The 16,661-nt window shown below is 72.0% G+C and carries 21 protein-coding genes; 16 read left to right on the plus strand and 5 right to left on the minus strand.

Going from position 1 to position 16,661, the window contains the following annotated elements; genetic code table 11:
* Positions 1–87 precede the first annotated feature (87 nt).
* The 7 genes from AB5J55_RS38215 to AB5J55_RS38245 all read left to right on the plus strand — a co-directional run bounded on the left by AB5J55_RS38215 (position 88) and on the right by AB5J55_RS38245 (position 6,596).
* Positions 88–537, plus strand: a complete 450-nt coding sequence (locus tag AB5J55_RS38215) for a Fur family transcriptional regulator (RefSeq protein ID WP_369275015.1) — start codon at positions 88–90, stop codon at positions 535–537.
* 24 nt (positions 538–561) lie between these two features.
* Positions 562–2,778 carry a catalase/peroxidase HPI gene (gene katG / locus AB5J55_RS38220; RefSeq protein WP_369275016.1) on the plus strand — a complete coding sequence of 739 codons (2,217 nt, stop codon included), beginning with the start codon at positions 562–564 and terminating at the stop codon, positions 2,776–2,778.
* A gap of 165 nt (positions 2,779–2,943) precedes the next feature.
* Positions 2,944–4,050 (plus strand): NAD(P)/FAD-dependent oxidoreductase, encoded by a 1,107-nt coding sequence (locus tag AB5J55_RS38225; protein ID WP_369275017.1) that lies wholly within the window; start codon positions 2,944–2,946, stop codon positions 4,048–4,050.
* A 96-nt stretch (positions 4,051–4,146) separates the two neighbouring features.
* Positions 4,147–4,878: a hypothetical protein gene (locus AB5J55_RS38230; protein ID WP_369275018.1), complete on the plus strand. Its 732-nt coding sequence runs from the start codon at positions 4,147–4,149 to the stop codon at positions 4,876–4,878.
* Positions 4,875–5,162, plus strand: a complete 288-nt coding sequence (locus AB5J55_RS38235) for a hypothetical protein (RefSeq protein WP_369275019.1) — start codon at positions 4,875–4,877, stop codon at positions 5,160–5,162. Before AB5J55_RS38230 ends, AB5J55_RS38235 begins: the two co-directional genes overlap by 4 nt.
* A complete protein-coding gene (locus AB5J55_RS38240; RefSeq protein ID WP_369275020.1) occupies positions 5,159–5,923 on the plus strand; it encodes a metallophosphoesterase in 765 nt (254 codons plus the stop codon). Before AB5J55_RS38235 ends, AB5J55_RS38240 begins: the two co-directional genes overlap by 4 nt.
* Before the next feature lie 145 nt (positions 5,924–6,068).
* Complete coding sequence (locus AB5J55_RS38245; RefSeq protein WP_369275021.1) at positions 6,069–6,596, plus strand: hypothetical protein; 528 nt, start codon at positions 6,069–6,071, stop codon at positions 6,594–6,596.
* A 105-nt stretch (positions 6,597–6,701) separates the two neighbouring features.
* Here the strand turns inward: AB5J55_RS38245 and AB5J55_RS38250 are convergent, their stop codons facing one another.
* Positions 6,702–7,265, minus strand: coding sequence for a hemerythrin domain-containing protein (locus tag AB5J55_RS38250; protein WP_369275022.1), 564 nt, complete (start codon positions 7,263–7,265; stop codon positions 6,702–6,704).
* Between the two features lie 437 nt (positions 7,266–7,702).
* On the opposite strand from AB5J55_RS38250, the gene AB5J55_RS38255 reads away from it, so the two are divergent.
* On the plus strand, positions 7,703–8,482 hold the full coding sequence (locus AB5J55_RS38255) for an SDR family NAD(P)-dependent oxidoreductase (RefSeq protein WP_369275023.1): 780 nt from the start codon (positions 7,703–7,705) through the stop codon (positions 8,480–8,482).
* Positions 8,483–8,500: 18 nt separating this feature from the next.
* Here the strand turns inward: AB5J55_RS38255 and AB5J55_RS38260 are convergent, their stop codons facing one another.
* Positions 8,501–9,073, minus strand: a complete 573-nt coding sequence (locus AB5J55_RS38260; protein ID WP_369275024.1) for a GNAT family N-acetyltransferase — start codon at positions 9,071–9,073, stop codon at positions 8,501–8,503.
* A 71-nt stretch (positions 9,074–9,144) separates the two neighbouring features.
* Between AB5J55_RS38260 and AB5J55_RS38265 the strand changes: the two genes are divergently transcribed.
* Positions 9,145–9,579 carry a PPC domain-containing DNA-binding protein gene (locus AB5J55_RS38265; protein WP_369275025.1) on the plus strand — a complete coding sequence of 145 codons (435 nt, stop codon included), beginning with the start codon at positions 9,145–9,147 and terminating at the stop codon, positions 9,577–9,579.
* A gap of 17 nt (positions 9,580–9,596) precedes the next feature.
* On the opposite strand, the gene AB5J55_RS38270 is transcribed toward AB5J55_RS38265, so the two are convergent.
* A complete protein-coding gene (locus AB5J55_RS38270) occupies positions 9,597–10,250 on the minus strand; it encodes a phosphoribosyltransferase (protein ID WP_369275026.1) in 654 nt (217 codons plus the stop codon).
* Positions 10,251–10,459: 209 nt separating this feature from the next.
* Here AB5J55_RS38270 and AB5J55_RS38275 point away from each other — a divergent pair, with 209 nt between their 5' ends.
* From AB5J55_RS38275 to AB5J55_RS38300, 6 genes are all read left to right on the plus strand, one after another.
* Positions 10,460–10,858 (plus strand): SseB family protein, encoded by a 399-nt coding sequence (locus AB5J55_RS38275; protein WP_369275027.1) that lies wholly within the window; start codon positions 10,460–10,462, stop codon positions 10,856–10,858.
* Between the two features lie 72 nt (positions 10,859–10,930).
* Positions 10,931–11,821: an SDR family oxidoreductase gene (locus AB5J55_RS38280; RefSeq protein ID WP_369275028.1), complete on the plus strand. Its 891-nt coding sequence runs from the start codon at positions 10,931–10,933 to the stop codon at positions 11,819–11,821.
* A gap of 39 nt (positions 11,822–11,860) precedes the next feature.
* A complete protein-coding gene (locus AB5J55_RS38285; protein ID WP_369275029.1) occupies positions 11,861–12,937 on the plus strand; it encodes a glycosyltransferase family 2 protein in 1,077 nt (358 codons plus the stop codon).
* A gap of 86 nt (positions 12,938–13,023) precedes the next feature.
* Positions 13,024–13,476: a YbhB/YbcL family Raf kinase inhibitor-like protein gene (locus AB5J55_RS38290; RefSeq protein ID WP_369275030.1), complete on the plus strand. Its 453-nt coding sequence runs from the start codon at positions 13,024–13,026 to the stop codon at positions 13,474–13,476.
* Positions 13,477–13,519: 43 nt separating this feature from the next.
* Complete coding sequence (locus AB5J55_RS38295; protein WP_369275031.1) at positions 13,520–13,777, plus strand: hypothetical protein; 258 nt, start codon at positions 13,520–13,522, stop codon at positions 13,775–13,777.
* Positions 13,778–13,830: 53 nt separating this feature from the next.
* The gene (locus tag AB5J55_RS38300; protein ID WP_369275032.1) at positions 13,831–14,472 is read left to right on the plus strand and encodes a phosphoribosyltransferase; all 642 of its coding nucleotides are present in this window, start codon (positions 13,831–13,833) and stop codon (positions 14,470–14,472) included.
* Here AB5J55_RS38300 and AB5J55_RS38305 read toward each other — a convergent pair.
* Both AB5J55_RS38305 and AB5J55_RS38310 read right to left on the minus strand, forming a co-directional pair.
* Positions 14,393–15,559, minus strand: coding sequence for a CapA family protein (locus AB5J55_RS38305; protein WP_369275033.1), 1,167 nt, complete (start codon positions 15,557–15,559; stop codon positions 14,393–14,395). The two genes, AB5J55_RS38300 and AB5J55_RS38305, sit on opposite strands and share 80 nt — an antisense overlap.
* A gap of 59 nt (positions 15,560–15,618) precedes the next feature.
* Positions 15,619–16,074: an archease gene (locus AB5J55_RS38310; RefSeq protein WP_369275034.1), complete on the minus strand. Its 456-nt coding sequence runs from the start codon at positions 16,072–16,074 to the stop codon at positions 15,619–15,621.
* Positions 16,075–16,177: 103 nt separating this feature from the next.
* On the opposite strand from AB5J55_RS38310, the gene AB5J55_RS38315 reads away from it, so the two are divergent.
* Positions 16,178–16,633: a TIGR03668 family PPOX class F420-dependent oxidoreductase gene (locus AB5J55_RS38315; RefSeq protein WP_369275035.1), complete on the plus strand. Its 456-nt coding sequence runs from the start codon at positions 16,178–16,180 to the stop codon at positions 16,631–16,633.
* The last annotated feature ends 28 nt before the right edge of the window (positions 16,634–16,661 follow it).

A 16,661-nucleotide genomic window follows, 5' to 3' on the forward strand; every position in this document is an offset into this window, starting at 1 on the left:
GGTGTATGGATCGCCCCGCCCGGCGCACCAGAGTTTCATCATTCGTTTTCTTGAATGATTCGTGTTTAGCGAGGTAGGTTGTAGCCCATGACCGCATCCCAGACTCCGACCCCTGCCGAGGAGCTCCGCGGTGCCGGCCTGCGGGTGACGGCGGCGCGCGTCGCGCTGCTGGACGCCGTCCGGGCCGGTGACCACCTCGGCGTCGAGGCCATCGCCTCAGGGGTGCGTGATCGCGTAGGTCATGTCTCCCTGCAAGCCGTGTACGAGGGCCTCCACGCACTCACCGCGGCGGGACTCATACGCCGTATCGAGCCGGCCGGCAGCCCGGCCCGGTTCGAGGGGCGTGTCGGCGACAACCACCACCACATCGTGTGCCGATCATGCGGTGTCGTCGCCGACGTCGACTGCGAGGTCGGCGAGGCGCCCTGTCTGACCGCGTCAGACGACCACGGCTTCACGATCGACGAGGCCGAGGTCATCTACTGGGGCCTGTGCCCCGACTGCTCCACCGCCCGCAGTGCACCCCGAGCACTGTGATCCACCTAGTTCGGAAGGTTTCCCATGGCTGAGAACCCCGATGCGATCGTCACCGACGCGAAGACGGAGGGCACCGGCGGCGGCTGCCCCGTCGCGCATGATCGCGCCGCGCACCCCACCCAGGGCGGTGGAAACCGCCAGTGGTGGCCGGAGCGCCTCAACCTGAAGATCCTTGCCAAGGACCCTGTGGTCGCCAACCCGCTCGGTGCGGAGTTCGACTACGCCGAGGCGTTCCAGGCCCTCGACCTGGCGGCTGTGAAACGGGACATCGCCGAGGTGCTGACCACCTCGCAGGACTGGTGGCCCGCGGACTTCGGCAACTACGGCCCGCTGATGGTCCGTATGGCCTGGCACAGCGCCGGCACCTACCGCATCAGCGACGGCCGCGGCGGTGGCGGCCGTGGCCAGCAGCGCTTCGCCCCGCTGAACAGCTGGCCGGACAACGGCAACCTGGACAAGGCCCGCCGTCTGCTGTGGCCGGTCAAGAAGAAGTACGGCCAGTCCATCTCCTGGGCCGACCTCATGATCCTCACGGGTAACGTCGCGCTGGAGACGATGGGCTTCGAGACCTTCGGCTTCGGCGGCGGCCGCGCCGACGTCTGGGAGGCCGACGAGGACGTGTACTGGGGTCCCGAGACCACCTGGCTCGACGACCAGCGCTACACCGGCGACCGTGAGCTGGAGAACCCGCTCGGCGCCGTCCAGATGGGCCTCATCTACGTCAACCCGGAGGGCCCGAACGGCAACCCGGACCCGATCGCCGCGGCCCGCGACATCCGTGAGACGTTCCGCCGCATGGCGATGAACGACGAGGAGACCGTCGCCCTCATCGCCGGTGGTCACACCTTCGGCAAGACCCACGGCGCCGGCCCGGCCGACGCGGTCGGCAACGACCCCGAGGCCGCCTCCATGGAGGAGCAGGGCCTGGGCTGGAAGTCCACCTACGGCACCGGCAAGGGTGGCGATGCCATCACCTCCGGTCTGGAGGTCACCTGGACCACCAAGCCCACCCAGTGGAGCAACGACTTCTTCGACATCCTCTTCGGCTACGAGTGGGAGCTGACCCAGAGCCCCGCCGGCGCCAACCAGTGGGTGGCCAAGGACGCCCAGGAGATCATCCCCGACGCGCACGACCCGTCGAAGAAGCGTCTGCCCACGATGCTCACCACGGACCTCTCGCTGCGCTTCGACCCGATCTACGGCCCCATCTCGAAGCGCTTCCACGAGAACCCGGCCGAGTTCGCGGACGCCTTCGCCCGCGCCTGGTACAAGCTGACCCACCGTGACCTGGGCCCGAAGTCCCTGTACCTCGGCCCGGAGGTCCCGGCGGAGACGATGCTGTGGCAGGACCCGCTGCCGCAGGCCGAGGGCGAGGTCATCGACGCCGCGGACGCCGCGGCGCTCAAGGCCAAGCTCCTGGAGTCGGGCCTGACCGTCTCGCAGCTGGTCTCCACCGCGTGGGCGTCGGCCTCGACGTTCCGCGGCAGCGACAAGCGCGGCGGTGCCAACGGCGCCCGTATCCGTCTGCAGCCGCAGAACGGCTGGGAGGTCAACGACCCCGACCAGCTCGCGCAGGTCCTGCGCGTCCTGGAGGGCGTCCAGTCGGCGTTCAACTCCGGTGCCAAGAAAGTCTCCCTGGCCGACCTGATCGTCCTCGGCGGTGCCGCCGCGGTCGAGAAGGCCGCCAAGGACGCCGGCTTCGACGTGGAGGTTCCCTTCACGCCGGGCCGCGTGGACGCGACCGAGGAGCACACCGACGCGGAGTCCTTCGCCGCGCTGGAGCCGACCTCGGACGGCTTCCGCAACTACCTCGGCAAGGGCAACCGCCTGCCGGCCGAGTACCTCCTGCTCGACCGCGCCAACCTGCTCACCCTGAGCGCGCCCCAGTTGACCGTCCTCGTCGGTGGTCTGCGCGTCCTGGGTGCCAACCAGGGGCAGTCCTCGCACGGCGTGTTCACGGACACCCCGGGCGTGCTGACCAACGACTTCTTCGTCAACCTGCTCGACCTGGGCACGACGTGGAAGTCGACCTCCGGCGACCAGACGACGTTCGAAGGCCGTGACGCCTCGGGCGCCGTCAAGTGGACCGGAACCCGTGCCGACCTCGTCTTCGGCTCGAACTCCGAGCTGCGCGCGCTTGCCGAGGTCTACGCGAGTGACGACGCGAAGGAGAAGTTCGTGAACGACTTCGTCGCGGCGTGGGCCAAGGTCATGGACCTGGACCGGTTCGACCTCGTCTGATCCGCACCGAACACGGCGTCCAGGCCGGCCCGCGAGAGCCGGCCTGGACGCCGTCGTTTGTGCCGCTGCAGCACCAGCCGCACCTTTCACAGAACGCGCACCCATCTCCATCAATTATTTAAGTTTCAATCGCTAGGCTCGCCGCCAGAGGTAAGGAGACTCGGCGTGCTTGATGGCGACGTAGTGGTGATCGGCGGCGGCTATGCCGGAGTCCGTCTGGCCAAGCGACTGGACACGACGGCGCGGGTCACGCTGGTGGACCGCAAGGAGGTCTTCTTCCACCGCATCGCCGCCCTGCGCGCCGGAGTGCGTCCGGACTGGTCGCACAGCCCCTTCATCCCGTACGACCGGCTGCTGCGCAACGGGCGGGTGGCTGTGGGCAAGGCGGCCCGTATCGACACCACCGGGCGGCAGGTGACGCTCGCGACGGGAGAGCGGCTCCCGTACGACGTGCTGGTGATCGCCACCGGCGCCGACTATCCCGAACCGGCCCGCTTCACCGGCACCACCACCGAGGAGGCGGTGAAGTCCCTCGTCGCCCATCAGCAGCAGATCGCCGCGGCCGAGCACGTCCTGGTCGTCGGCGGCGGACCCTCCGGGGTCGAGCTCAGTGCCGAGATCCGCCTCGCCCGGCCGGACGCCCGCGTCACACTCGCCCACTCCGGGCCGGAGCTGCTGCACGCGACGGGCAGCGCGCGGGCCGGGCGCAAGGCGCGGGCCTGGCTGGAGTCCCATGGCGTGGACGTATGGCTGGACTCCTTCATGTCCCCAGGCACCGACTTCGACACCTACCGCGATGCCCGCGGCAACGTCATCGAGGCCGACCGCTCCTTCTGGGCGACCGGCACCACGCCCAACACGCTCTGGCTGAGGCTGGCCGGCCTCGGGAACTGGCTGACCGGCACGGGCCATGTGAAGGTCGACCAGGCGCTCCGAGTGCAGGGGTGGCTGGACGTGTTCGCGGTCGGCGACGTGAACGACGCCACCGAGGTCAAGATCACCCCGGCCGCGCTCGCCCAGGCCGACCTGGCCGCACACAACATCCGCGCCTATCTGAACAGCGCCGGCAAGCACCGCAAGGAGCCCCGCTTCTACCGGGCGGTCCACCGCACGCCGCTGATCGTCCCGTTCGGCCCGGCCGACGGAGTGACGATGCTGCCCGTGCCGGGCGGCGAGACGGCGGTCCTCGGCGGCCGCACCACCACGCTGGCCAAGTCCAAGACCCTCATGACGCCCTACATGAGACGCCAGCTCGGCTACACCGCTGCGTGACCCTGCCGTATCGAAAACCCCGTGCCGGGTACTCGGTGCCCTTACCGAGCCCGCCCCGGGCTCGTACCGGACCTCCGTGCGGCGAACGGAGTGGGCATGACGCAGAACCAGCAGAGCGCGACAACACCGGCTCGGCGACCCGGGCTGACCGGGCTGCACCCGGTCGGGGACGGACCGGTCGAGCCTGACGAGCCCGTCGGGAACAGCCCGTTCGGGCCGTCGCCGGGCGGATCGCGCTCGCTGAACAGCCAGGAACTGCCCCATGACCGCAGTCAGGCGATCCTGGAGGCGGCGAAGCAGGTGGGCGCGCTGCTGAAGCGCAACGGGCACAGGTTCGCCCTGGCCGGCAGCGTGGCGGTATACGCCCACGGCGGGAGCGGCCATCTGCAGCACGACGCCGACTTCTGCGTGCTGCGTTCGGACGCCGACGCGGTGGCTCGGACACTCGCCGAGGCGGGCCTCACGGTCCGTACGCCGCCCGAGGACTGGCTGATGAAGACGACGTGCCTCGGACAGGAGGTCGACTTCCTCTTCGAGATGGCCCACCGCCCGGTCACCATGGACGTGCTGGCCCGCGCGCAGGACATCCCCGTCGACTCGGTGCACATGCCCGTCCTCGCGCCGACCGATCTCATGCGCGGGCTGATCGAGGCATTCTCGGAGCACTACTGCGACTTCGGGCCGGTGCTCGCCGCCGCCCGGGCCCTGCGCGAGAAGGTCGACTGGGCGGACGTACGCGGATCCTGCGGGGACGAGCCGATGCCCGCCGCGTTCTTCTTCCTCCTGGAGCGCCTCAACGTGATCGCCCCCGGGGAGCGGCCCCGATGAGCCGCCCCGGCGCGGAGCCGGCCCAGGGCCCGGGCGGCGCGCAGAACCTGGACTACCTCGTGGCTCATCTGACGGACCACCTGGCCGCCGGGCCCCTCGGCGAGCTGGGGGTGCGCATCGAGATCCGTGGCGAGGCGATCCTGCTGACCGGCACCGTGCCGTCCGCCCGATATCGCGACGACGTGCTGCGCACCGCCCGCGCGGAACTGGTGGGACACCCGGTGCACTGCGACATCGTGGTCGCGGACAGCGCCGCGCCCGACCACGCCGAGGAGGTCGAATGATCCGGATCGCGGCCGTCGGGGACATCCACATGGGCCCCGAGAGCCAGGGCGTGCTGCGGCCCTCGTTCGAGACCCTGCACGAGAGCGCCGACGTCCTGCTGCTCGCGGGGGACCTCACCAGGCACGGCACCCCCGAGGAGGCCCAGGTCGTCGCACGGGAGATCAAGGACCTGGCGGTTCCCGTGGTCGCGGTCCTGGGCAACCACGACCACCATGCCGACTGCCCGGAGGAGGTCACCGCCGTGCTCCAGGACGCGGGGGCGCGGGTCCTGGAGGGCCAGGCCACCGTGGTGGAGAACGGCTCCACGCGCATCGGCGTGGCCGGTACCAAGGGGTTCGGGGGCGGGTTCGTGGGCCGCTGCGCGGGCGAGTTCGGGGAGCCGATCATGAAGGAGTTCGTCCGCTACTCGCGTCGCCGCGCCGACAGCCTGCGGGCCTGTCTGCTGGAGCTTCAGGGGCAGGACTGCGACGTACGCATCGCCCTGACCCACTTCTCGCCGGTGCCGGACACGCTGGCCGGGGAGCCTCCCGAGATCTATCCGTTCCTCGGCAGCTATCTGCTGGCCGAGGCCATCGACACGGCGGGCGCCGACCTCGCCGTGCACGGGCACGCCCACCTCGGCACCGAGCACGGCATGACCAGCGGTGGCGTGAAGGTGCGCAACGTGGCCCAGCCGGTCATCGGCCGGGCGTTCCACGTCTACCACCTTGCGCGGCCCGACCGGACGGCGGCCGGTGCGGCGGGCGGCCGGGCGCGCTGAGCGCGCCGTTTCGGTGCCTCGGCGCACCGTCCCGGTGTGGGCGAGGCCACGTCGGTCACGAGGCCAAGGGCATGTCGGACGCCAGGATCGCCGGGCTACCGTGAGAGGGATCCCCGTTCCCGCCAGTACCTCGGACGGCCCTGCAGTGCTCGCAGATCTCTCCCCGCTCATCGCGGCGACCACCCAATGGCTGACGTGTTCCTACCCCGCGTGCGGTGGCGCGCTCGCCGCCGCCCTCGGCGAGGTGCAGGCCCGCCAGGCCGTCACGGTCGCGGCCTGGCTGCGCTACCCGACGCCGACGGACGCCGCGCTCGTCGCGATGGCCGGGCCGGGCGGGTCCGCCGGCCTGGACTGGATCACCGGCGCGGACACCGCCGCGCCCGACCACGCGGACGACTTCGCCTGGCGCACCTGGGTGGACGAGGTCGTGGCGAGCTGGGCGGCCTGCCTGCTCACCGACACCGAGCTGGCCCGGCTGGCGGTCACCGAGATCGCCGAGGGCAGCCACGCGACCGGCCTGCCGGTCGAGTTCCGCCGCCTGGTGGCCCCCGACACCCAGGACCGCCAGGCAGCGGCACTGCTGCGCCACCCGGACCTCCTCGCCCCGGTGGCGGCCCTGCACCGCCCCGCCCTGCACGCGCGCCTCGACCCGGGCCGGGCACTCATCGCCTGAACCCGCGGCTGAGCGCACTCGATGGAGCGCGCTCTCGCCCGACTTCTCTCACCGGAGCGGTTGCCGAGCTGCCGGCCGGGCGCCGCCCGTGGGAAATACGCCGGGTCAGGCCTTCTTGCCACGTCCCGACAGCGCGTCGCGCAGCCGGTCGACCAGGCCGGCTCCCGGAGCCAGCAGCTTGTTCGCCGGCGGGGTGTCCGGGGCGGACGGGTGCGGGCGGGTCGGCGCCAGCTTCTTCGCCTGACGCACCTTGTCGCCGAGCTCGTCCAGCGTCTCCGGGGGACATGCCGCGCGCAGCCTCGGGAAGAGGTTCTGCTCCTCGTCGGCCAGATGCGAGCGGACCTCGGTCATCAGCATCCCGATGAGCCGGTCGAAGTCGGGGTCGTCGGCGTCGCACCCCTCCAGGTCCTTCATGAGCCGCTCGGCCCGGGAGTGGTCGTCGATCTCCCGGTCGGCGATGACGTCCCCGCCCGCCACATGCTCGCGCACGGCCGGGTACAGATAGGCCTCCTCGGCCACCGAGTGCCGCACCAGCTCCATCGTGGCCTGGTCGGCGTACAGCTTGCGGTCCTTGTCACCGGACGGAAGCGCCTCGATCCGGCCGAAGAACTCCTCGACCTCGCGGTGATCGGTCACCAGCTCGTCGATGACGTTCCCACCATGACCCATTGCTCTCCACCTCCAGAGTCGGGCGGCGCTCCGGTCGGACGCGCCGCGGACTCCGAGTGCCCGCCCCCGGCGCGCTCACACGGAGGCCGGCGGCAAGGACGAGCGGCCGCTTCCGGGACACCCCGCCGCTGTCTGCTGCCCAGCTGCACCGAACGCCCGCTCGTGGGCGGACGCGGTATCTCCGGCTCACACGGGCCCAGTCGTCCCACCGGGGCAAGCCCAACGCGACGGCGACCGGCCGGCTCGCCGGTGTCCGCGCCGCACCGTCCGTCCGGCTCGGTTCGCGGCCCCGCAAGCACCCCACCACCCCGTCCGGCGCGCGCTGTTGCGCCAGGGGCGCCCACCCGCGCCTCGAACCGCGGGAACCTGCGCCGCAGACGCCCGGACGACGCCGCCCCGAGCGCTGTCCCCCCGAACGGGCCGCCTAGGGTGCGGGCATGACGTCGCAGGCATACCTCTCCGAACTGTTCTCCCTGGAAGGCCGGGTCGCCGTGGTGACCGGTGGCAGTTCCGGCATCGGCCGGGCCATCACCGAGGCCCTCGCCCGCGCGGGCGCGAGTGTCGTGGTCGTGGCCCGCAGGGAGGCGGAACTGGCCGCGACGGTCGGCGAGTTGGAGGCGCACGGCTGCCGGGCGGCCTGGGTCGGCGCCGATCTCGGCACGCGCGACGGCGTGCGGGCGGCGGCCGAGGAGGCGGTCAGGCCATTCGGTGAGCCCGACATCCTCGTGAACAGCGCCGGGATCAATCTGCGGCCGCCGATGGGCGAGCTGGGCGAGGACGTGTGGGACACCACGATGGCCGTGAACCTGGAGGCGCCGCATCTGCTGGGGCAGCGCTTCGGGCCCGGCATGGCCGAGCGCGGCTTCGGGCGGATCATCCACATCACCTCCCAGCAGGCCCATCGGGCGTTCGTCCAGAGTGGCGCCTACGGCGTGTCCAAGGGGGCGCTGGAGTCCCTCGCCCGTTCCCAGGCCGAGGCCTGGTCGCCGTACGGCGTCACTTGCAACACGCTTGTGCCGGGGTTCGTGATGACGCCGCTCAACGCACGCCTGTCGTCCGACCCGGAGAAGGTGGCGGCGCTCGCTGCACGCACGTTGGTCGGGCGCAACGGCCTGGCCGAGGACTTCGCCGGTGCGGCGGTGTTCCTCGCGAGCAGCGCCTCCGCCTACGTCACCGGGCAGGCGATCTTCGTCGACGGCGGGTTCTCCGTGCACTGAGCCCCGCGAGGCGTCGCGTCAGCGCAGGTCGAGCCGCATCAGGATGCGGGGGTGACCGGCCAGGACGGAGGTCGTGTCGGCGGCGTGGACGAAGCCGGCACGCTCGAAGTTCTTCCGGATCCCGGCGTACGCCATCGTCAGGTCGACCCTCGCGTCACCGTTGTCGAGGGGGTACGCCTCGATCACCGGGGCGCCCCGGCCGCGGGCGAACTCGACCGCGCCGGCGATCAGGGTGTGCGTGATCCCCTGCTTGCGGTGGCCGGGGCGGACCCGGATGCACCACAGCGACCAGACCGGCAGGTCGTCGACGTGCGGGATCTTGCGGTTGCGCGCGAAGGACGTGGCCGAGCGCGGCGCCACCGCGGCCCAGCCGACCGGCTCGTCACCGTCGTAGGCGATCACCCCGGGAGGAGGATCGGCGCGGCACAACTCGGCGACGTACTCACCGCGGGCCGGCCCCCGCAGCTCGTTGTTCAGCTTGGACGGGACCCGGTAGCTCAGGCACCAACACACGTTTGCCGCGGGCGACTTCGGACCCAGCACCGCGCGGACGGCCTCGAAGTCCGAAGCCGGGCGAACGTCCATGGTCATGGCACCACCCTTTCACGGAGCGCGCGCGTGCGCTGCATGGTGGCACCGCGCGATGCGGGTACCCGAGGCGCATGAAGTGGCAACAGGTGGAGGCTTCTCCGGCGTCGGTCCACGTCCTGGTGCCGGCTCCGGGCGAGGACGCCCTCGCCGAGATCACCGGTTTCGCCCGGGAGCAGGGGCTCGGGGCGTCGCAGGTGACGGCGGTGGGGGCTTTCTCACGGGCCGTCGTGGGGTGGTTCGACCGCGCGGCCAAGGACTATCGCCGCATCGGGGTCGACGAGCAGTGCGAGGTCCTGTCCCTCCTGGGAGACATCGCCGTCGGAGAGGACGGACCCACTGCGCACCTGCACGCCGTACTGGGCCTGTCGGACGGTACGACGCGGGGCGGCCATCTGCTGGAGGGCCGGGTGTGGCCGACCCTGGAGGTGATCGTCCGCGACAGCCCGGCTGCCCTGGCGAAGATCCACCGTCCCGAACTGGGGCTCGCGCTGATCGACCCGGAATGACATCACGCCAGGGCGCGTCACGCCGCGGCGCGGAACCTGTGCAGCATGTCCGCGATCTCCGTCTCCGAGAGCCGGCCGAAGTCCTCGTACCATTCGCCGACCGTGTGGAGGGACGCCGGCTGCTCCAGACACACGAGGTCGTCGTACAGGGTTCGCAGAGCGGTCAGGGTGCGCGGGCTGCCGACGGGGACGGCCAGGATCAGGCGGGCAGGGCGGTGGTGGCGCAGGAAGTGCAGAGCCGCCGTGGCGGTGAGTCCGGTGGCCAGGCCGTCGTCGACGAGGACGATCGTGCGGCCGTCGACGGACGGGAGCGGGTGGCGGCCGCGGTAGACGTATTCGAGGCGGTGCAGCTCGTTGCGTTCGCGGGCGACGACATCGCCGAGCCGGTCCTCGGACAGATGCATCATGGCCAGACTCTGCCGGTCGTACAGCGGCGGATCGTCGGCGACGATCGCCCCGATCGGCGTCTCCGGCCGGATCGGCGTGCTGATCTCGCGGGCCACGAGCACGTCCAGCGGGGCGTGCAGAGCACGTGCCACCTCGACCGCGACCGGCACGCCACCGCCCGGCAGGGCCAGTACGAGCGGATTGATCAGATCACCGGAGTCGGCCCACTCGACCAGCCGCAAGGCGAGTGCCTGTCCGGCGTGGGTACGGTCGCGGAATGGCACGGCGCACCTCCCTCACGCTGGCGCGGTCGCCGGGTTCCCGGCGCGGGCGTCCCTGAAACGAGGCGCGGTCCGCGACATGAGCGTCCGGGGACTGCGGGGGCGACGATGCGCGCATGAGGTGCGTGAACACATGAGGGATGGTGGAGCGGGTACCCGGATCATGCGGCGCGTACCGGACAGACGGGCACGACACGGCAAGGGGATGGACCATGACTGACCCCCACTTCGAGAGCGGCGCCTCCGCGGCACAGCAGGCTCTGCGCACGGTCGTCCAGAACGGCGCGGACGAGGCGGCGCTGAGCACGCTGGCCCACAGCGAGGTACTCGTACCGGCGGCTGCGGACGCGGAGGGGCCGGCCCCCAAGGCACTGACGCTCCCGGTGTTCGAGCAGGAGGACGGGACCGAACTGGTGCCGGTCTTCACCACCCAGGAACGCATGGAGCAGGCCCTGCCCCGGATGCACCGGCACCGCAGCGTGCAACTCGGGGCCCTCGCCCACGGCTGGCCCTCCGACAACCTGTCCCTCGTCATCGACGCAGGCACCCCCGAGCAGCTCGCGCTGACGGCCCACGGTGTCAAGGCACTGCTGGACCGGGACGAGGGCTGACCTCGCTTTTCGGCGGCTGCGAGGCGGGAACCCGGTCAGTCGTCCGAGTCCGCCAGCGGTCAGGAGGCCGTCGTGACCGATCCGCAGCACAGCCGGCAGAACCCGGCCACCCAGCACCCGCAGCCCGAATTCCCCGCGCAGGACCAGCCCCATCCCGGGTGGACCGGGCCGATGGACCCGCCGCCCGATCACGGTGAGGAGAGCTACCGCGGCAGCGGGCGGCTGGACGGCCGCAGGACGGTGGTCACCGGCGGCGACTCCGGCATCGGGCGGGCGGTGGCGCTGGCCTTCGCCCGGGAGGGCGCCGACGTGCTGTTCACCTACCTCCAGGAGGAGGCGGACGAGGCACGCGAGACGTCCCGGCTCGTCGAGGACGCCGGCCGCAAGGCGGTCGCCGTCCCCTGCGACATCCGGGACGAGGACAACTGCCGGACTCTCATCGAGCGCGCCGTCGCGGAGTTCGGGCACATCGACATCCTGGTGAACAACGCCGCCTACCAGATGTCCCAGCCGGACGGCATCGAGGCGATCACGACCGAGCAGTTCGACCGGGTCATGCGCACCAACCTCTACGGGATGTTCTGGCTGACGAAGTTCGCCCTGCCGCACATGCGCGAGGGCGGCAGCGTCATCAACTCGACCTCGGTGCAGGCCTACAAGCCCAGTCCGCATCTGCTGGACTACGCGATGACGAAGGGCGCGATCGTGACCTTCACCCAGGGGCTGGCCCAGATGGTCGTCGACCGGGGCATCCGGGTGAACGCGGTCGCGCCGGGGCCGGTGTGGACGCCGCTGATCCCCGCGACGATGCCCGACACGGTCGAGTTCGGAAAGCAGAGCCCGCTGGGCCGCCCGGCGCAACCCGCCGAACTGGCCCCGGCGTACGTCTATCTCGCCTCCCAGGAGGCCAGCTTCGTCACCGCCGAGATCCTCAACGCGACGGGTGGAACGCCACTGCCGTAGCCGGGGACGTGGCCGATGCCGACAGAGGAGGACCGTCGTATGACGAGGCCGATCCGGGTGGCGGACGGCACGGATCGCACAGCGCCACCGCTCTCGTACGCCGTGGTCGTACCGACCCTGTTGCGCGACACCCTCGCTGACTGCCTGGGCGCGCTCGCCGCCGCGACCGGAGCGCCGCCGGACGAGATCGTCCTCGTCGACGACCGTCGCGTGCCGGACCATGGTGACCTGCGCCATCCGCTCGACGTGCTCGGCGACCTGCGGGCCCGAACCACCGTCGTGCGCAGCGGCGGCCACGGCCCGGCCGTCGCGCGCAACGCCGGCCTGCGGGGCGTGCGTACCGCGGACTGGGTCGTCTTCCTCGACGACGACGTCCAGGTGGGACCGCACTGGTGCGAGCAGGTGGTGCGGGACCTGGCCGAGGCGCCGCCGGCCACGGCGGGCGTCCAGGGAGTGATCACGGTTCCGCTGCCCGGCGGGCGCCGCCCCACCGACTGTGAGCGCCGCACCGTGGGCCTGGCCACGGCCCGGTGGATCACCTCCGACATGGCCTATCGCACCGACGTCCTGCGGGAGGTCGGCGGCTTCGACGAACGCTTCCGGCACGCCCAGCACGAGGACACCGACCTCGCACTGCGCGTCCTGGACGCCGGCTGGGGCATCCGGCGGGGCCGGCGCACCACCCGCCACCCCGTCCGCCCCGCCGACCGGTGGGACTCCCTGCACGACGAGCGCGGCAACGCCGACGACGCGCTCATGGTCCGGCTGCACGGCCCCGACTGGTGGCACAAGACGGCGTCGCCGCGCGGCCGTATCCGCGCCCATGCGGCGGTCACCTCGGCGGGCGTCGCCGCCTGCGCCCTCCTCGCGGCCCGAAGGCCCGCGGCCGCGGGCCTGGCGGCAGGTGTCTGGACCGTCGGTACCGCCCGTTTCGCCTGGAAGCGGATCGCTCCCGGACCCCGCACCCGGTACGAGGTCGACACGATGCTCGTGACCAGCGTCCTCATCCCGCCCGCCGCCGTCTGCCACCGCCTCGGCGGACTGTGGCGCCATCGCGCGGCCCGCCCCTGGCGCGAGGTGAGGGGGAGTTCCGAGCCCGCCGTCCCGACGACCTGACCGGCGGTACCCGGCAGGCGTCCGTCCGGCACAGCCGAACGGATGCGCCGCGTGTGGTCCGCGTGCCGACGGGTACTGCGGCGCACATGACCGACATCGAACTCAAGAGCTCCGCGTTCGACGACCACGCGATGATCCCGCGGCGGCACGCCCTGGAAGGGGAGAACCTGTCCCCGCCACTGGCCTGGTCCGGGGTGCCCGACGAGGCGGTGGAGCTGGCCCTGCTGTGCGAGGACCCGGACGCTCCGTCGGGGACCTTCGTCCACTGGCTGGTCACGGGCATCGACCCGCACGCGGACGGGCTGCCGGCGGGCGAAACGACCCCCGGCAGTCACCCGCACACGAACGGCTACGGCGAACCGGGGTGGGGCGGCCCCCTGCCCCCGGTCGGCGACGACGCGCACCGGTACTTCTTCCGCCTGTACGCCCTCCCGGGCCCGGTTTCCATACCGGAGGCGGCCTCGGCTGCGGAGGCCCACCGCGTGTTCGACGAGCAGCAACTGGCCAGCGGAACACTCATCGGGCTCTACAAACGGTGACGGCCGGGCTGCGTTTCCGGCGCGCAGAGCGCATGGTGGTGGCATGAGCACGCGTCCCCTTGTGGTGGTGCAGCCGCCGGCGTCGGACGGCGGGCGTCAGGTGACGATCCGCGGCGAGCCGACGGGCACGGCATACAGCCTGTTCGACGTCATGGACCTGGTGCACCGCGCCGGCCTGCCCGGCGAGGACCGGGCCGTCGACGACCCCGACCTGATCGAGTGGCGCGGCGGCGGGCCGTACGACTGGAACGCCACCGACACGTCCGACACATCCGACACGTCCGACACGGCAAACGGGTGAACGTGGGACCGGCCCCGCCCTCGGAGGTCTGAGGTCGGCGGAAGGGGAAGCCCATGCAGTTCCGTGACCGCGCACAGGCCGGGCGTGAGCTGGCCGAGCAGCTGCGTGTCCGGCGGGACAAGGGCACCCTTCCGCATCCCGTGGTCCTCGCGCTGCCGCGTGGCGGCGTCGCGGTCGCCCGGGAGATCTCACGGGTGCTGCAGGCACCGCTGGACGTGCTCGTCGTACGCAAGATCGGGGCCCCGTTCCACGAGGAGTTCGGGGTCGGCGCGCTCGCGGGCGACGGACCTCCGCTCTTCGACGAGCAGACGCTGTTGCGGCTCGGGCTGAACGAGGCCGACCTGGCGCCCGTGGTGGAGCGGGAGCAAACCGAGCTGCGGCGGCGCGAGGAGCGCTATCGGCAGGGCCGGCCGGCTCCCGAGCTTCGTGGCCGTACGGCCGTGGTCGTCGACGACGGCGTCGCGACCGGCTCGACCGCACGCGTCGCCCTGCGCGCCCTGCGCCACCAGCATCCCGAGCACCTGGTGCTTGCCGTACCGGTCTGCCCACCCGAGGCGGCCGAGGAACTGCGCAGGGAGGTCGACGACTTCGTCTGTCTGCACCAGCCGAGGCTGTTCAGCTCGGTCGGCGAGTGGTACGAGGATTTCGGTCAGCTGACCGACGCCGATGTGCTCGAGGCACTGCGGGGAGAGTGAGCGCGCCGTCCGTATCGAGGGCGAGGCGGACGCCGTGACTGATGCGGTCGAGGGTGGCGTGCAGCCAGGTGCGGTCCTCGGGCGGGGCGGGCTCCAGGCGCATACGGCGCGCGAGCAGGGGCACCATGCGCAGGCCGGTGAGTTCGCCCGTGTCCGCCGCCAGCGTGACGAAGCAGGCGAGGCGCAGGTCGTCGCGGTACTGCTCGTAGCCGGGGATGCCTTCGTAGTCGTCGATGAAGTCGCCGCAGCCGTGCAGGATCAGCCGGTCGCGGTGGATCTCGACGGGGCGGGGGTGGTGCGAGGAGTGGCCGTGGACCACGTCGGCGCCGCCGTCCACCAGGGCGTGCGCGAAACGACGCTGGTCGCGGGGGACGGGGTAGCCCCAGTTGGATCCCCAGTGCACGGAGACGACCACGATGTCGCCGGCCCGCTTCACCTGCCGCATGTGCCGTACCGCTTCGTCGGCCGCGGCCGGCGACAGCTCGGGCACATGGGCGACGCCGGGCCGGTCCGCCGTCGCTGCCCAGGCCGCGGGGACGCCGCTGGTGCCGGCGCCGAGGGCGAGGACGAGCACACGGCCGCCGTGGGGGAGCGGGAGTGCCACGGGCGCGTACGCCTCCTCGGCGGTCCGTCCCGCGCCCGCCGTGCGCAGCCCTGCTCCGTGGAGCACGTCGAGGGTCTCCTCCAGGCCCGCGCGGCCGAAGTCCAGCACATGGTTGTTGGCCAGGACGCACACGTCGGGCCGGGCGACGGTGAGGGCGGGCAGGTTGTCCGGATGCATGCGGTAGTGGACCGCCTTGCCGGGCTCGAACGCGTCGCTGCGCGTGACCGACGTCTCCAGATTGACGATCCGCACGTCCGGACCGCTCGACTCCAGCAGCCGCAGCGCCTCGCCCCACGGCCACGACGGATCGACGGGCACCGGGATCGGGCCGTTCACCGCCTCCGCCATGCGCACGTAGGAGCGGGCGTCAGTGACGTACCCCTCCCGCAGCGCCGGGTCGCCGGGCCGGGCCAGGATCTGGTCGACGCCGCGTCCGAGCATCACGTCACCACAGACGAACAGCGTCACCGTGCCGCCGCTCATGCCTCAACCGTACGGGGGTGGGGCGGTTCCCGGGGGACCGCACTTCCACGGGCGACCCCTCACACGTCCACGGTCACCGCGCACGACCACCCGTACGGACCCGGCCCGATGTGCAGCCCGTGCCAGGAGACGCCCTTCGGGGAGGCGCCGGTGACCTGCACGTCCGCCAGCTCGGCGAGCGCGAGCCGTACGTCGAGGTCGCCGTCCGCGGTGTCGGCCTCCAGGTCGACTGGGACCCGGCCGTCCACGTCGAGCCGGAGGACGACCTCGTCGAGCAGGGCGGTCAGCAGCTCTTCGTCGTCCTCCTCGTCGAGCCGTACCCGCTCCATCGAGGTGGGCCGTACCGCCGTCACATCGGCGAAGCACTCCACCAGGCCCAGCGCCGCCTCCACCAGACAGCGCTCCCGGCTCACGCCCCAGGCCTCGATCCGTACATCGCCCGGGTGCGGCACCGCCCGATGTCCGCTTCCGCCGCGCCGCCGGGTCTGGATGTCGTCGTCCGTGTCGCCGACCATCGGCACCACCTGATCCGCTCATGCCGTTCGGGCCGCTCAGGGCCACACGGATAGGGGTACCCGCCACAGGGCGCGGCGTACCGCCGGGGCGGAGGGAGCCGACATGCCGGACATGGAGCGGGACGAGGCGCGCCGCGAGTTCGCGGGGGCGCCCGTGGTGCGGCTGGCCACGGTCGACCCGGAAGGCCGGCCGCACCTGGTGCCGGTCGTGTTCGCGCTGCGCGGCGACGAGATCGTCACCGCCGTCGACCACAAGCCGAAGCGGTCCCAGCGGCTCAGGCGGCTGCACAACATCGCCGCGCACCCGGCGGTCTGCCTGCTGGCGGACGTGTACGACGACGACTGGGACCGCCTGTGGTGGGTCCGGGCGGACGGCGACGCGCGGATCGTGCCGCCCCACGCCACCGACCAGGCAGCGCGTGAGGAGTACGCCGCCGCCGTCGAATTGCTGCGGCAGAAGTACCCGCGCCACTACCGGGGGCGGCCGCCGGAAGGTCCCGTGGTGGTGATCACCGTCCTGCGCTGGAGCGGCTGGCGGGCCGCACCGGACCCCGAGTGAATCAACAGGCGCAGACCCATTGACCTTG

The sequence above is a fragment of the Streptomyces sp. R11 genome (assembly GCF_041051905.1).
Taxonomy (GTDB): domain Bacteria; phylum Actinomycetota; class Actinomycetes; order Streptomycetales; family Streptomycetaceae; genus Streptomyces.